Source organism: Sphingobium cupriresistens LL01, assembly GCF_001046645.1.
Classification (GTDB): domain Bacteria; phylum Pseudomonadota; class Alphaproteobacteria; order Sphingomonadales; family Sphingomonadaceae; genus Sphingobium; species Sphingobium cupriresistens.
This window is the reverse complement of the sequence record NZ_KQ130436.1, coordinates 465,048-480,728: the sequence shown is the minus strand read 5'-3', so window position 1 is coordinate 480,728 and position 15,681 is coordinate 465,048. Positions and strand designations below refer to the sequence as shown.

Here is a 15,681-nt window from a genome sequence, read left to right as displayed (position 1 = left end):
ATACCATCCGTCCGTGATGCTGACTCACGTGGGGGATTCCCAAAGCGGCGAAACTATGAATCTATGTCTTCGGGTTGGAGGGCATTGTCATGGGTGCAGCGATTGGATTGCGAGACGACTATGATGCAGCGGGCTTGAGGCGACTGGCGCGGACGACGAAGAGCGCGAACCAAGGACGCCGACTGCTAGCTTTGGCGGAAATCTATGATGGCGCGAACCGCAGCGATGCCGCGCGCATCGGCGGAGTGACCCTGCAGATCGTGCGGGATTGGGTGGTGCGGTTCAACGCCCGAGGTCCAGCCGGTCTCCTTGACGGCAAGGCCCCAGGCAAGCCGCCCTTGCTGAATGATATCCAGCGCCAAGCGCTCGCGGAGGTGGTTGAAAGTGGACCGATACCAGCGATCCATGGAGTTGTGCGTTGGCGGCTGATCGACCTGGCGCGGTGGCTTCATGACGAATTTGGGGTTTCTCTGACGGAAACGACCGTAGGGCGAGAATTGAAAAAGCTGGGCTATGTCAAATTGACGGCACGCCCACGTCACCATGCCCAGAATAAATATGCGATGGAAGACTTCAAAAAGGGGGCTTTGCAGCCGAGCTGGCAAAGATCAAGGCCGCCCTCCCGCGCGACACGCCCATAGAGGTATGGTTCCAGGACGAGGCCCGTATCGGCCAGAAAAACAAGATCACCCGCCGCTGGGCAAGGCGCGGCACCCGGCCTTCAGCGCCCAAGGATCAGAGGACCAAATCAGCCTACATCTTCGGCGCTATCTGCCCTGAGCTTGGCAAGGGCGCTGGCTTGGTCCTGCCCTTCTGTAATACCCAGACCATGTCGCTGCACCTAGCGGAGATATCGCTCGCTGTCGAACCAGGTGCCCACGGCGTGCTGCTGATGGATCAGGCCGGATGGCACATGACCGGGAAGCTAGAAGTACCCGATAATATCAGCATCGTTCCGCTGCCGCCAAAATGTCCTGAACTCAACCCGGTCGAAAATATCTGGCAGTTCATGCGCGATAACTGGCTATCCAACCGCATCTTCACGTCCCACGACAACATCGTCGACCTTTGCTGCGAAGCCTGGAACAGGCTGATCGATCAGCCCTGGCGCATCATGACAATTGGACGCCGCAAATGGGCACGTGGGTCGTGATCAATGCAGGTTGGTATAAGTAAAGTCCGGGGTTGTCATGGTGCCCATCCGGGCAGGGTTGCACAAGCCGCCTGGCAGCATCGGTGGGCGTCAGCCCGCCTATCCCGCTATGCGGCCGCACATGGTTGTAGTCGTCGCGCCAGTTTTTCAGCACCGAGCGGGCATGGCCGAGCGATGCGAACAGCGTCTCGTTGAGGCACTCGTCGCGTAAGCGACCATCGAAGCTTTCGACAAAGCCGTTCTGCTGCGGCTTGCCGGGCGCGATGTAATGCCACTCGATGCGGCGGTCCTGGGTCCACCGCAGGATCGCCAGACTGGTCAGTTCGGTGCCATTGTCGCTGACGATCATCAACGGCCTGCCGCGAACCGCGATGATGGCATCAAGCTCCCGACCGACACGGGCGCCTGACAGCGACGTGTCCGCTACCAGCGCCAGGCACTCGCGTGTGAAGTCGTCGACCACGGCAAGCATGCGGAACCGCCGGCCGCAGACCAATGTATCGCTGACGAAGTCCAGGCTCCAGCGCTGGTTGGGCGCTTGCGGCAACGTCATGGGGGCCCGCGTGCCCATGGCTCGCTTGCGACCGCGTCGTCGCCGCACGCGCAAGTTCTCCTCACGATACAGCCGGAGTAGCTTCTTGTGGTTCATCACCATGCCTTCACGCGCCAGCATGATCCCCAGCCGCCGATAGCCGAACCGGCGTCGTTCCAGCGCAATCTCGCAAAGCCGCGACCGCAGGTCGCCATCATCAGATCGCCGATGCGCATAGCGCATCGACGTCCGATCCACAGACAGGATGGCACAGGCCCGACGCTCGCTGATCGCGAAGGCCTGCCGAACATGTTCGACGGCCTTGCGCTGAGCGGCAGGCTTCACCAGTTTTTTGAGGTAACTTCCTTCAGCACCGCATTGTCGAGCATCGCGTCCGCCAGCAGGCGCTTCAGCCGACCATTCTCTTCCTCCAGCACCTTCAGCTTACGCGCCTGCGACACGTCCATGCAGCCATAGGTCGCCTTCCACTTGTAGAACGTAGCGGTGCTCACGCCGTGCTTGTGACACACGTCCGCCGTCGTCGATCCGGCTTCCTGCTCCCGCAAAATCGCGATGACCTGTTCATCGGTGAATCTGCTCTTCTTCACGTCGCACTCCTTCTCGAAGTGGACTCTACATCAAACTGGAGGAGTTTCCGGGGAGCACGTCAACGTCAGCACCATGACAACCCCGGACTCTACTTATGAGTGGAGGAACTTTGGGGAGCACGTCAACAATTACCACGCTTACGTGCAATCAGGCAGCTTGAAGTTTCGAAAGTGATATTCTATCGTCAGGATGCATATCGCTGTGCGTATCCCTTGGGATAATGAATATGCGTAAAGCCCGGAATTTCGACCAGTTCGGGGCGATTGCCGTTGGCGCAGAGTTGATCGATCATGAACTGAGACCCGGCCATGGCAATTTGTTGCGCGGGATCTTCCATCACATGCCGAAGGCGCGATATGATCGCCCGCCGATCGTGGACTGAACGGACCATGGGAATTTCGGTAACGGTTCGGGTTTCCGGATCGACCACCGGCGCCGCTTCGACCGCTTTTGTGAAGGCTGGATAGTCGGGCCACATCAGCCGACTCATTTCCACCGAAGAAAGAGAACTGTACCAGATGTGACGATAATCCGCTTCCGCACGGGCACAAAATTCAGGGCTTGCCAGTTCTCTCAAGACGAGACCGGGCGCATGCGGAGCGATCAACAGCCGTTCGGGGTTCAACTTTCGGGCCGATGCCTGATAGAGCAGATGGCACATGCTGTTCGTCTGCCAAGTGACGCCTGCGGTGGGCCGACCCGCTCGCCCACTGATCATGACCATCAGCCGTTCCCACCGAATATTCTGTGCGTGCAGCCAATTTATGATCCGGTAACCCGTGTCGAGAAAGACCAGGGCGAACGTGGCCGCCATCATGTCGTTCAAGGGCACCGGTAAGGCGTCAGGGCCGTCACCTTCCAGCAGGTTGGCGCGCATATATTCGAAATCAAATAGCGTCGGATCCGCCAATGACCTTTCCAGATAGTCGGCGGTGACGGCGCAGCTATAGTCGATCAAGTCCGTGATCTTATCTTCTAGGCCGGCCCAGGCTTCGACCGCAACCGTATCGCGCCAATAGGCGATGCTATTGACATGCCGGACGCTGTGACATTGCGTGATCAGCGCGCGCGCGTGGGACTCCCATCCGGCAAAGCCCGCCTCGCGCAACCGGGCCAGATAAGGGATAGCGATGCCAAGATGCGAAACGCCGGTCAGTTCGAAGAACCCGCGGGTCGATAGCCGAAAGCTCTCGGTCACGGGAGGCTGGCCGGATCCGGGGAACAGCACGAGGTCGCTCCCGGTCGCAACAAGCAGAGGGTCGTCCGCATGCGCCGCGCCCAACCGGCGCTGAAGTTGCGTTCCAATGCTGTTCGGTGTGGAAGTGAATAATTCAAATAGCATCTTGAATTCGGGGTGTGTTTCGTAGCGCATGGTTTAGAGGTGGCCGGGTTGATTTGAACAGGGATCTGCAACGGTTAAGTGGATCGTCTGCCGGTTTCATCGAACTGCCGATATGGGGCGTCATGTCGGGAGGGCGTAGCCGACCAGAGTGACGCCCCATATCGGCGGCCAAATTCAAGCTGCCATCAACATGGGCAGGTTGTCAAAATAGGTCTGGTCCGGCGTCTTGGCAGCAAGGCTCGAATGCGGCCTCCTACTATTGTAGAAGCTCAGATACCGACCGATCGATGATCGGGCTTCGCTGACCCCGCCGTAGGCGTGCAGATAAACCTCTTCGTATTTCACCGAGCGCCACAGGCGCTCGACCATCACATTGTCGCGCCATGCGCCCCGACCGTCCATGCTGATGGCGATTTCTTCGCGGAGCAACACGCTGGTGAAGGCCATGCTCGTAAATTGGCTGCCCTGATCGGTGTTCAAGATCTCCGGTTTGCCGAAGCGCGCCAGAGCTTCCTCCAGTGCCTCGACACAGAAGTCGGCTTCCATCGTGATCGACACCCGCCAGGCCAGGACCTTGCGGCTGAACCAGTCGACGATAGCCACGAGATAGACGAACCCCTTCGCCATCGGAATGTAACTGATGTCGGTCGCCCATACCTGATTGGGCCGTACGATCGCCAGCTTGCGCAGCAAATAGGGATATACCTTGTGCCCCGGCGTCGGCTTTGAAGTGTTCGGGCGGCGGTAAATCGCCTCGATCGCCATCTTCTTCATCAGCGTAGCTACATGCTGGCGGCCGATCTTCATGCCTTCCTGCCGCAGTAGATCGCGCAGCATGCGACTGCCTGCGAACGGAAATTCCAGGTGCAACTCGTCGATGCGCCGCATGATCGCCAGATCAGCCTCCGAAACCGGTCTGGGCAGGTAATAGACGCTGCCCCGGCTGATCCCCAGTTCCCGCGCCTGCCGCGCCAACGGCAAACTGTGCGAACGATCGATCATCGCTTTGCGCTCGGCAACAGACCGGCCTTCCCGAGCGCGCCGGCCAAAAAATCGTTCGCCAGCGTCAACTCGCCGATCTTGGCGTGCAGCGTCTTCACGTCAATCGCCGGCTCGGCCGTTGCCGACGCATTGTCCGAATCAAATACCCCGGCCGCGCCCTCCAGCAACTGGCTACGCCACGTCGTGATCTGGTTTGGGTGCACGTCAAACTGCTGCGCCAACTCGGCCAGCGTCTTCTCCCCCTTCACGGCAGCCAATGCTACCTTCGCCTTGAAAGCCGGGCTGTGATTCCGGCGTGGTCGTTTGCTCATTTCTACTCCTGTCACGCGGCCATCCTGGCCGCCGTCAGGCAGAAAATCCACTCATCTCAATGTCCAGATTTCCCAGGCCACCTCTGTTTTGTCCTTCAGGCGCGGTCGAGAGACAGCGCATAGATGACCATGTCCTGCCGGTATCGGACATCGGGCGTCAAACTGTCGGAGACGGCCAGGAAATCCTTCCCGTCGGCCTGGAAATAGCTGGAGTCAGTGCCGCCGAAGCTCGGAAATTCCTCGACCAGTTCGAATGTCCCATCGACCCATTTGAAAAGCTGCGACTTAAGGTCGGTCTTGGGGTCGGCAGGCGTGCCTTCGATAAAGCATATCCGAACCAGGAACAGGCCATGTTCGCTGTCGATTAATTCAAACTCACGACCACCCGCGCCACCGAGCGATTGGTGCGCGACGAACAATTCACCATTCCAGCGATAAAGCGTCGACACCCCTCCGATGGCGGCAAAGGCGAGCCAGTCGGCCCCGTCGCGTCGGAAATGAAGGAAGGCGCGGCCTGTCTGTTCACCGAAAGACTGGTAGGGCACGAAGCGCGATCCGTCCCAGCGATAGATGATGCTGGGCGAGACATGATCGGCATAGGCAAGGAAGTAGTGGCCATCGACCACGAAGTCGCACCAATTATACCCCCAGCGTCCGCCCAAAACCTGGAATTCTTCCCACTTGCCATCGATCCGTTCGAACAGGACCGACCGGCCATGGCCTTCGGGCGAAAGATGGGGAATGGTCAGGCCTTGCGCCAAGGCGAGAAATTCCCTGCCATCGAGCGAGAAATGATGCCACTGCTTTGCCGCGAAACTGGGCACAGCCTCATCGAGCCGCCATGCCCCGTCAACCTCGCGATAGATCAGCGAGTTGGTGTTGGGCTGATAGGGGCCGCTGCCCGTGCGCAGATTGGCGAAGGCGAGATAGGTGCCTTCATCGTTCTGGAAGCACAGCGCGTCCTCGCCACCCGGACAGGGCAGGCGGCTGTGCTCGATAAACTGCCCTTCGTTCCAGCGATAGAGAATTGCTTCCACGTCGGAGTCGCCAGCGTTCATGTGCGGCGCCTGACCGGGAATGTCCCTGGCCAGTTGCGGCACGACAAGATTCACGGTGGTTCCGATCATGAAGATATGCGCGCACCGGGCGCCCGATGTTGCGAGACGCTGGTGAACCGTGAGGATTTTCGCCCCAGGCGACAGAAAATCGCTGTCCTGCTGCATTAAGCCCATTCCTTTTCCATCACGTTCAAAATATCTCGATGGGGCGGCCCCGGATTACACCGGAGCCGCCGGCAAAATTACGTACATGGCGTCGGCAGTCATTCTCCGAACGCGACCTTGAGGGTTACGCCCGCCGTCCGGGGATCAGACACCAGGCCGACGCGCGTCGTTTGCTTGTTATAATCCGGGATGGCGCCGCCACCGGTATAATAGACTTCATTGGTGAGGTTTCGGACCCAGCCGCTAATGTCCCATCGCCCATTGGGGGAGGTCCAGCCGACCCTGGCATCGACGACAGCATAGGAGTTGGCGCGGAGCGTCAGCTCGTTGGTCACGGTATTTCCCTTGAAGGTCGCATCCGCGCCCAGTCGCATCTTCGAGCCGTCGGCGAACTTATATTCATATTGTACGCCGAGGGTCGCTGTATATTTGGGAATGTTTGGCATGCGCTCGCCGTTCAGGTCGAGGATGTAGAAGGGCGGCCCGTCGGTGATCGACGGATCGAACGCTTCGATCGCATAATCCGTGAAGGTGGCGTCCAGCAGCGAGAGGCTGCCGTTGATGCTGAGACCCGGCAAGGGCTGCGCCCATCCTTCCAGCTCGAAGCCTTTGATCTGTGCGTCGGCAGCGTTATTGGTGATAACCAGGCCTTGCTGGTTCACGCCCGTTACCTGCAAATCGTTGAACTTGATATAGAAGGCCGCGGCATTAAGCCGCAGGCGACGGTTGAACAAATCTGCCTTGATCCCGACCTCGAAATTGTCGGCGATTTCCGGGTCGAACGGCTCGGTGTCGGCGGCCGTCCCGGCCTGACCGTTGAAACCGCCGCTCTTGAAGCCGCGCGCATAGCTTGCATAGGTGTGGATGTCGCGGGCCGGCTCGAATTCCAAGACGAATTTGGGCGTCAGGCTGTGCCAGGTCTTGCTGCGGGCGGTCTGGAAATCGCCGTTGGGCAGGAACAGCGTAAAGGGGTCGCCGCCCGGCACATTCGCGACGCTGCTCGCGTCGAGTCCGAATTTTTTGTTCTCGCTGGTGTAGCGGAGGCCCGCCGTCGCGCTCAGCCGGTCGGTGATGTCATATTTGACTTCGCCAAAGGCCGCGAGGCTGTCGGTGTTGATCCGTTGCAGGAAGCTCGCCGTGCTGTTCTGATGGTCGGGCGAGCCGGGGCCAATGAGGCCGTCGTCCGGATTGTCGGGATTGCCGGGGTCGCATGGTTGGCTCCCAGGTGTGCAACCGTACAGGAAGATCTGCTGGTCGCGCCAGCCCTGCTCGTGGAACCAGTACAGGCCCGCCGACCAATGGAGCTTGCCGCCCGCCGATAACGGCCCTGCATCGTCCGAGACAAAACGCAGCTCCTGGCTGGTCGCCCAGGTCTTCTGTTGCGCCATGAAGTTGTTTTGCAGGGCGGCCGTACGATCGACATCCTCCACATTATAGCTGCGCTCGCCGCGATAGGCGGACAGGAAGGAGATGGTTCCGGCATCGGCCTTGCGGTCGATCCTCAGCACGCCGCCCCATTGGCGGATGCCTTGCTCGCCTTCGGTTTCGCTCCGGCCGCTGCGAATATTCTCTTCCTGGGTGGGATAGGGCGGTTCGAAAAAGTCGCGGACGATGAGCGGCGTTCCGGGCACATCGACAATAGCGCTCTTTAGCACGCCGTCCTGATCGACCTTGGAATAATCGACTGTGAGGCTGACCTCCCAATCGTCACTTGGCGTGAACAGGAGCGACCCGCGCAAAGCCTGGGAGTCGACGCCGTTGGCGCGATTGCCGGTGGTGAGATTGCGATAGGCACCATCGGTATGGAGGGAAAATCCAGCAATTCGGGCGGACAGCTTGTCCTCGACCACCGGCGCGCTCACCGCCGCTTCGAACTGCCGGCGCCCCAACCCGCCCAGTTCGGCGAGCACATAGCCGTCCAGATGATCGGTGGGCTTGCGCGTGATGATGTTGATGACGCCGCCGACGGCGTTCTTGCCATAGAGCGTACCCTGCGGGCCGCGCAGCACCTCGACGCGTTCGATGTCAAACAGCGCCGCATTGGCTTCGCCCGACTGCGCAATATAGGCGTCGTTGATATTGACCGCGACACCCGAATCCGTGGTCAGATCCTCGTTGGATTTGCCGATGCCGCGAATGATATATTCTTCATTGTTGATTTGTTCCGAGTAGATCTGAAGGCTGGGCGCAATCCGGGAAAGCCCCTCGACTGTGACGATGCCCTGACTTTCGAGCTTGTCTCCACCAAAGGCGCTGATGGCGATCGGCGTAGCCTGCACGGAGCCGGCGCGGCGTTCTGCCGTGACGACGATATCGGCAATACCCTGCATTTCCTGGCCTGGCTCTGCCGCGACTGGATTCGCGGTTCGGGCCGCCGCCATGGGCGACAGCGCAGATCCGATCAGGATGATGGGTGCGGACCTCCTTATCGAGCGCGAAAGGCCCCCCTTCAGCTGGCGCATGGTCATTTCCTCTCCTTTGCAATCGCGCCGCAATTTTAGTCTGTCCGCAATGTGCCGGATCGTTGCATCAGGACCAACAGGCCCCGCAGTTGCAATGTCACCAGCCGCATCCGCGGACTGATCCAGCGGCGTCGTTACTTGGATAGGGATGAGGGTTGATCTATTCCAATTCAATATGAGAGAGCGATTGTTTGGTTTAAGAAATCAAACTTGGATTTGGGGCTTGGCTATCTTTGCGATGCGCCGATGCAATCTTCGCCTGGGCCAGTCGACGGAAGTTCGCAACGAGCGCACTCTCTTCACCGGCACGACAACCAAGCAGCAGGCGTGTGACCGCCCCTTCATCGGACAGCGGCCTGAAGCTGATATTGGGCACCTTGATGCACTGTAGTTCCGAAGGCACGATCGCCACGCCGAGGCCCGAAGCGGCAAGACTGATAATCGTGGAGGATTCCTGGGCCTCCTGCACGATGTTGGGCATGTGGCCCTGGCGTGAGAAAAGCTTGATGACCTGATCGTAGATACCTACCCCCGACTTGCGGGGGTAGAAGATGAGAGGCTCGTCCTTCAGTTCGCCAATCGTCAGCGTTTCGAAGCGGTTGAGCGGGTGTTCGGCATGCATGGCTACGACCAGGGGATCTTCGACGAGATGCGTGAAGCTGATCTCCGATCGATGGGGAGGTGTGAGTGTCCGCATGAAGCCGATGTCGATTTCACGGTCCGCAAGAGCTGTCATCTGGCCCTGTGAGGAGATTTCGTGCAGCGTCATCTTTACCTGCGGGTAGCGGGTTCTGAAGGTTCGGATGATCTTGGGGAAGAAGAAGAGCAGCGACGAAGCAGCGGTGAACCCGATCCGGAGATGTCCCGCTTCGCCGACCACCATTTCATGAACATCGTCCACGGCGCGTTCGAGTTGTCCAAGGATCGAAGCGGCATTGGATCGGAACGCTGCCCCTATTTCGGTCAACGACACACGCCGCTGGGTACGGTGAAACAGCTGCGCCCCCAGTTCGCGTTCGAGCGACTGGATCGCCAGCGAGAGCGGGGCCTGCGTTATATTAAGTCGCTCAGCGGCACGGCGAAAATGCAGTTCTTCGCAAAGGACGGTGAAATACCGTAGCTGTCGAATATCCATTGATATATTGTCCCCATCAATCGCCTCCCTGTATTAAATTAGCATAAAACGATCTCACGCGGCAAATGAAGGGCGAGCGGCGGTTGATATGCTGTCTGCCGGAAAATAATCAGCTGCGCGACCTGTTCGATCTGGAGGGAGTCGCGCGCAAGACGGAGAGGTCTGGAATGCGTTATGATCGCCTGCGCGGCATGGATTTGGAAATGTCCGTGATGCCGCGCCTTGCGGCTGGGCAGCGAATATTATCCCTCGGCATCCGTTTCAGCCGTACGCCCGATATCGCACGCATGGCATCTGGCGCGGGCTACGATCTGGTCTGGATCGACTTGGAACATAGCAGCATGTCGATCGATGCGGCCGCACAGATTGCAGCGACTGCGCACGACATCGGGCTGGGGGCCTGGGTGCGCGTTCCGGAGCGTGAATATGGTGTCATCGGCAGACTTCTCGACAGCGGTGGCACGGGGATCATAGGCCCAAAGATCGAAACAGAAGCTGATGCCCGTCTCCTTGCTGGCGCTTGCCGCTTCCCCCCCCTTGGCCAGCGGTCGATGCTTGCACGGCTCCCGCAGACGGGGTTCGTCCGAACCGGGGCTGACGAATTCGTGGCGACGGCTAACAACTCGGTCGTGGTTCAGGCCTTGATTGAATCACCCCGCGGAATCGAAAATGCCGATGCGATCGCAGCCGTGTTGGGAATCGACATCATTGGGGTTGGCACCAACGACTTGACCGCCGAAATGGGGTGCCCCGGCAAGGTTCGTAATGCAGCGGTGATGGAAGCCTGCGCGCATGTAGCCTCTGTAGCACGCGCGCATGGAAAGGTGGCGATTATCGGGGGAGTCGCGGATGACGATCACTTTCTGGAATTGCTGGAGATGGGGTTCTCGCCGTTCATCTTCGCCGGCATCGACACCGATGTCGTGGCCGACGGATTGGTCCAGCGCGTCGACAGTTGGCGCGGGAAATTCGCCTGAAACGATCAATTCAACTATTTGACCTTACGGGAAGACCAAGATGACAGCACATGAACCGCTCCTTTCCCAGCCAATGCGCCCGGCCGAGACGCTCGAACGTCCGGTGTTCGAGATGCCCGGTGGGGCCGTTGACGCTCATATGCATATCTTTGGACCGCTTGATCGCTATCCATCGGTCGAACGGCCACATTACACCTTGCCCGATGCGACGCTTGTTCAGTTTCGCGCGGCCATGCAGGTGCTGGGCCTGCGCAATTTCGTGATCGTCCAGCCGAGCTTCTACGACACCGATAACCGATGCCTGATCGACAATCTGAAGGCCGCGGGCGACATCGCCCGGGGCGTCGTCATGGTCGAGCCGGACATCGATGCGGCGACGCTGCAGGCCTATACGGATGCGGGTGTATGCGGCGTGCGGTTGGACCTGTTCAAGCGAGCGCAGTTGCCCCTGGTCGAGATACAGGCCTATATCCTGGCAATGGCCGCCAAGGTCGCACCATTTGGCTGGCATCTCCAATTCTATGCGCCCGGCTTTATCGTCCGTGACCTGATCGACTTTCTTGGGGCGCTGGAGATCGACTATGTCATCGATCATATGGGCTATATGCTGGAGGAAGATGGTCTGACGGAGGCGGATTTCGCGCGCCTGCTGGCGCTCATGACTCAGGGACGCTGCTGGCTCAAGCTTTCGGCTCCCTACCGGCTTGCAAAAAAACGCGGCATGGACGCAGTGAACGAAATCGCCAAAACCATTGTCGCGGCCGCTCCGGAACGCGCCATTTGGGGGTCTGACTGGCCACATATCCCGGAGGGAGCGCGTGATACCGGCGCCTTGCTCAATCTGCTCGCCATCTGGGCGCCCGATCCAGCGGTCAGGAAGCAGATTCTGAGCGATAATCCCAGAAAACTCCTGGGTTTCGCATGACCATGAGCGCGATAGAGGACATCGAAGCAGCGGCCCAAAAGGACCGCTCCACGCGGGTTGGCGTGGTCATCTTGTCATTCCTCATCGTCATGGTCGATGGCTATGACACGCTGATGGTGTCCTTTGTGGCGCCATTGCTCGCCAAGGCGATGCAGCTTGAGCCCATCAATATCGGGCAGCTTTTTGCCGCAGGCTATTGCGGCGCGATCGTCGGCGCGGTCTCGATGGGGCCACTGTCGGATCGCTATGGGCGAAAGCCCTTGCTTGTCGGAGCGCTTCTGCTCGCCGCGATGATGACCTTCGCCTGTTCGCTTGCGCAGAGCTTCCATCAACTCGCCGCCTTGCGTTTCGTGGCAGGTATCGGGTTAGGCGGCGCTTTGCCGGCCGTCATCTCCCTTACGGCGGAACATGCCGGGGCTACCCGCCGTGCGGGCACCGTGACGCTGATGTATATCGGCTATCCCCTGGGCGCGGTCGTGGGCGGCGCCCTGACGGCGGCCGTCCTGCACACGGGCTGGCAGATCGTTTTCGCCTGCGCAGGTGTCGCCTGCCTGCTCGCGACCGGGGCAGCGCTTGCCATTCCTGAATCGTTCAAGGGTAGGGAAGCCGTGCGCGCGGCCGGGCAGGGGCGAAATTTCCTGCGAGCGCCGCTTTCGGAAGGACGGCTATGGCCGGCGGTCAGTCTGTGGCTGGGGCTGTTCTGCCTGTTGATGCTGACCTATGCTCTGGTCAGCTGGACGCCGTCGCTGGTCGTCTCACGGGGCGGTACGCCGCAATTGGCCGCGCTTGCGGGCGTCGCGCTCAATCTGGGCGGCATCAGTGGCGCCCTTTTCAGCATTCCGCTGATCAATCGCTTCGGCCCCTATCTTCCGATCGCCCTCATGACGCTCATGGGCTCTGTCTTCGTCGCCCTGATCGGCGCTCCGCTAGCCTCCCAACCGTTCGTTTTCGCAATATTGTTCCTCGCGGGTTTTTGCGTCCTCGGCGCCCAGATCAACTTCCCCGCGATGATGGTCGAGCTGTTTCCGCCGCCCGTGCGCGGCGCTGGTTCGGGGATCGGCATGGCCGTGGGGCGGCTGGGGTCGATCATTGGACCGCTTCTGGGCGGCGCTCTGGTTGCGGCCAAGCTGCCGGAAACTCGGTTGTTCCTTGCTGCGGCGGTGCCTGCGCTGTTGGCCGCGCTTGCGATGTTCAGTGCGGGCTGGATGCGTCGCGATCGCTAGGGCCTGCTTGACTGAGGTTGGGCTTTCCTCAAATCGATCTGCTAATCAGAATAGGCTTTGGCTGGTCCCAAGCGAAGCGGGCTGGATCAGAAATGCTTTCGCCTTCATCCAGCCCCACAAATCCGTTACGATCAATAGGCCAGCCCTGTCGCCTTGGTTAAAGGCCGACTTTTGCCCTTTTTCGACCCCTGTCAGAAAGAGATCGGCTCATGTGTTGGCCCTCCGAAAGACATTCTCACGAAGCGACCGCCCGGCCGTCTCAGGCATGAACCGAAGCGCGACGAGGCCCACGAGACAGGCGAGCATCATGTAGAAGGCCGGCATCAATTCATCGCCGGTTGCGCCGATCAGACTGCTACTGATAGCAGGGGCTGTCCCGCCAAATATCGAAGTCGACATATTATAGGCGATCGCAAAGCCCGCAAATCGAACCGGTGTGGGGAAAAGGGCCGGAAAAGTCGCAGAAATGGTCGCCAGTTGCGGGACATAGAGCAGTCCAAGCAACACGAACCCTAAAATCGCTCCGACAAGTCCCGTCGCCATCAGCATGTAGAGCGGAACCACCGCCAGTAGCAGGCCGACCAACGATAGCCGCCACATCGGGCGACGGCCGATCCGGTCTGACAGATGACCTGCAAAAGGCAAAAAGAGCATCATGAAAAGCATACCGATGATCGGCACGAGCAGCGCTTCATCGGAAGACAGGCCGATACGCCGCTGCAAATAGGTCGGCATATAGCTGAGCAGCGTATAGTTGACGACATTGAGCGCCACCACCAAGCCACTGACAACCATCATCGGTCGCCAGTGTTCGCGCACCAGTGTTTTGAGCGCTGGCGAACCGCTACCATCGGCGGCCTGTTCGCGAAAGACCGGCGTGTCCTCCATTTTCGAACGCAGATACATGCCGATCAGGCCCATGGGCGCGGCCACCAGAAACGGAATCCGCCAGCCCCAGTCATGCATCACCGCGTCGCCCAGCAGGAGTGAGAAGCCGAGCATCAGCACGGCACCGAACGAAAAGCCGGCCAGCGTTCCGAATTCCAGGAAGCTGCCATAGAAACCGCGCCGGTCGTCTGGCGCATATTCGGCCATAAATGTCGCTGCGCCGCCATATTCGCCACCGGTCGAAAATCCCTGCACCATACGCAGCGCGATCAGCATCGCGGGCGCGCCCCAGCCTATCTGCGCATAGGAAGGAATCAGTCCGACCGCGAGGGTAGCCCCCGACATCAGCAAGATGGTGAGGGCCAAGACCGACTTGCGCCCCAACCGATCCCCCATCGGTCCCCAAAACAGCCCGCCCAGTGGTCGCACAATGAAGGAAATGGCGAAGGTCGCCAGTGCAAACAACACAGCGTCATCCACATTGCCGGGGAAAAGCGCTGCCGAGATATAGGTTACACCATAGGCATATATGCCATAGTCAAACCATTCGGTTGCATTGCCCAGCGCAGAAGCCGTGATGGCGCGCCGCAAAGTGGCCCTGTCGGCCATGGCTCTATCGGCTTCGGCCTCCGGGGCTGACAGGATTTTGGCGGAAGCGATCATGACAAATGTCCATCTGCGGTATTAGGGTCGAGCAGCGATGCCACCGGAGTGGTGCGCGGAACGATCTGAAAATCCTGTTGATCGGGCGCTGGAGGGGTGGCCGTCTGGCGCCATAGACCGAAAACAACTGTGGCTCCGGCGCATAGGGCGATGAAGAAGAACATGCCGCCGCCGGGCGCAATGCTCATCATTAACGCCGCGCCCAATGGACCGATCGCTGCGCCGACGGCATAGAGCAGCACCAACCGTCCGCTTGCCGCGATCCGCTCCGTCGTCAGCAGCCGATCGTTGCAATGGGCGACGCACAGGGGATAGAGGGCAAAGCTGAGGCCGCCGAACAGCGCGCCAAGCCCCAGCAATTGCGGCCCGCGCGACACCGGCATCGCCAACAACATGCACAAGGTGAGCGTCGCAGCGAAGCAACCCACGATTACGCGCCGTCGATCAAGACGGTCGGACAAGCGACCGAGCGGCCATTGCAGAGCCACCCCGCCCAGGATCACGACCATCATGAAGCTGGCGGTCGCGCCTAGATCCAGCCCCAGTCGCCGGACATGGACCGCAGCCATACCGTAGAAGGCGCCCAGCATCAGCCCCGTCGTCACAGCGCCAAAGGTGCCAAGGGGGGACGCGGCGTAGAGGGTGCGGATTGAGAAGGCCGGCGCCTCCATGGGCGTCGGCGCAGCGCTGCGGGTCAGACACAGCGGAATGATGGCCAAGGAAATGAGAAGGGAAGCCAATTGAAACGGCGCAGTCGGCTGCGCGCCGCTCGCCGCCAGCAGCAATTGTCCGACCGCCTGCCCCGAATAGAGCGCCACCATGTAGGCGGCCAGCACGCTGCCGCGCGTATGCGCTTCGGACCGGTCATTGAGCCAGCTTTCAAGACAGATGAACACGCCCGCCACACAGATGCCATCGACGAACCGGAGACAGGCCCAGAACAGCGGAAACCGGACCAGCGCATAGGCGAGCGTGCTGGCGGACAATAGGGATACGAAGGCGGCGAAGGCGCGGATATGCCCGACCTGGCGCACGATGCCGCCAGCGCGCAGGGCGCCGATCACCAGCCCCCCGAAATAGGCGGTGGCGACGGCGCCGATCGCCATGGTGCCCGCCCCTGCCCGTTCGAGCCGAAGGCTTATCAGCGTGGACAGGAAGCCGCTGCCCGCCATCAACATGAAGATGGCGAGCAGCAGGCTGCGAACAGGATGGATTGCGGCGAACATGGATGATGAT

At 60.1% G+C, this 15,681-nt stretch carries 12 protein-coding genes; 4 read left to right on the top strand and 8 right to left on the bottom strand.

Going from position 1 to position 15,681, the window contains the following annotated elements; all coding sequences use genetic code 11:
• Window positions 1-89: 89 nt before the first annotated feature.
• Window positions 90-1,153 (top strand): IS630 family transposase gene (locus tag V473_RS23095; RefSeq protein ID WP_148648355.1). Its coding sequence is split into 2 segments (ribosomal slippage): window positions 90-581 and window positions 584-1,153, totalling 1,062 coding nucleotides; the frame shifts between segments, so codons are not numbered across the junction.
• Here the strand turns inward: V473_RS23095 and V473_RS23090 are convergent.
• The 6 genes from V473_RS23090 to V473_RS18765 form a co-directional block, all read right to left on the bottom strand.
• Window positions 1,113-2,293, bottom strand: a protein-coding gene (locus tag V473_RS23090) for an IS3 family transposase (RefSeq protein ID WP_408021518.1) whose coding sequence is annotated in 2 segments (ribosomal slippage) — window positions 1,113-2,035 and window positions 2,035-2,293 — 1,182 coding nt in all. Because the reading frame shifts where the segments join, the coding sequence is not laid out codon by codon here. The two genes, V473_RS23095 and V473_RS23090, sit on opposite strands and share 41 nt — an antisense overlap.
• A gap of 185 nt (window positions 2,294-2,478) precedes the next feature.
• Window positions 2,479-3,666, bottom strand: a complete 1,188-nt coding sequence (locus tag V473_RS18790) for a DUF5624 domain-containing protein (protein ID WP_066608639.1) — start codon at window positions 3,664-3,666, stop codon at window positions 2,479-2,481.
• A 144-nt stretch (window positions 3,667-3,810) separates the two neighbouring features.
• Window positions 3,811-4,949, bottom strand: a protein-coding gene (locus V473_RS18785; protein ID WP_148648459.1) for an IS3 family transposase whose coding sequence is annotated in 2 segments (ribosomal slippage) — window positions 3,811-4,682 and window positions 4,682-4,949 — 1,140 coding nt in all. Because the reading frame shifts where the segments join, the coding sequence is not laid out codon by codon here.
• Window positions 4,950-5,044: 95 nt separating this feature from the next.
• A complete protein-coding gene (locus V473_RS18775) occupies window positions 5,045-6,172 on the bottom strand; it encodes a hypothetical protein (RefSeq protein ID WP_066608637.1) in 1,128 nt (375 codons plus the stop codon).
• Between the two features lie 98 nt (window positions 6,173-6,270).
• Complete coding sequence (locus tag V473_RS18770) at window positions 6,271-8,640, bottom strand: TonB-dependent receptor (protein WP_066608634.1); 2,370 nt, start codon at window positions 8,638-8,640, stop codon at window positions 6,271-6,273.
• 190 nt (window positions 8,641-8,830) lie between these two features.
• Entirely contained in the window at window positions 8,831-9,769 is a 939-nt protein-coding gene (locus tag V473_RS18765) for a LysR family transcriptional regulator (protein WP_066608632.1), read from the bottom strand.
• Between the two features lie 65 nt (window positions 9,770-9,834).
• Here V473_RS18765 and V473_RS18760 point away from each other — a divergent pair, with 65 nt between their 5' ends.
• Genes V473_RS18760 through V473_RS18750 form a run of 3 tightly spaced genes read left to right on the top strand, consistent with a single transcriptional unit; the run spans window position 9,835 to window position 12,894 of the window.
• A complete protein-coding gene (locus V473_RS18760; protein ID WP_066608631.1) occupies window positions 9,835-10,746 on the top strand; it encodes an HpcH/HpaI aldolase family protein in 912 nt (303 codons plus the stop codon).
• Window positions 10,747-10,786: 40 nt separating this feature from the next.
• Entirely contained in the window at window positions 10,787-11,671 is an 885-nt protein-coding gene (locus V473_RS18755; RefSeq protein WP_169793960.1) for an amidohydrolase family protein, read from the top strand.
• Window positions 11,668-12,894, top strand: a complete 1,227-nt coding sequence (locus V473_RS18750; protein WP_066608621.1) for an MFS transporter — start codon at window positions 11,668-11,670, stop codon at window positions 12,892-12,894. Before V473_RS18755 ends, V473_RS18750 begins: the two co-directional genes overlap by 4 nt.
• 207 nt (window positions 12,895-13,101) lie before the next feature.
• Here the strand turns inward: V473_RS18750 and V473_RS18745 are convergent, their stop codons facing one another.
• Window positions 13,102-14,445: an MFS transporter gene (locus V473_RS18745; RefSeq protein WP_066608618.1), complete on the bottom strand. Its 1,344-nt coding sequence runs from the start codon at window positions 14,443-14,445 to the stop codon at window positions 13,102-13,104.
• A complete protein-coding gene (locus V473_RS18740) occupies window positions 14,442-15,671 on the bottom strand; it encodes an MFS transporter (protein ID WP_066608615.1) in 1,230 nt (409 codons plus the stop codon). The genes V473_RS18745 and V473_RS18740 overlap by 4 nt, the downstream gene beginning before the upstream one ends.
• Window positions 15,672-15,681: the final 10 nt, after the last annotated feature.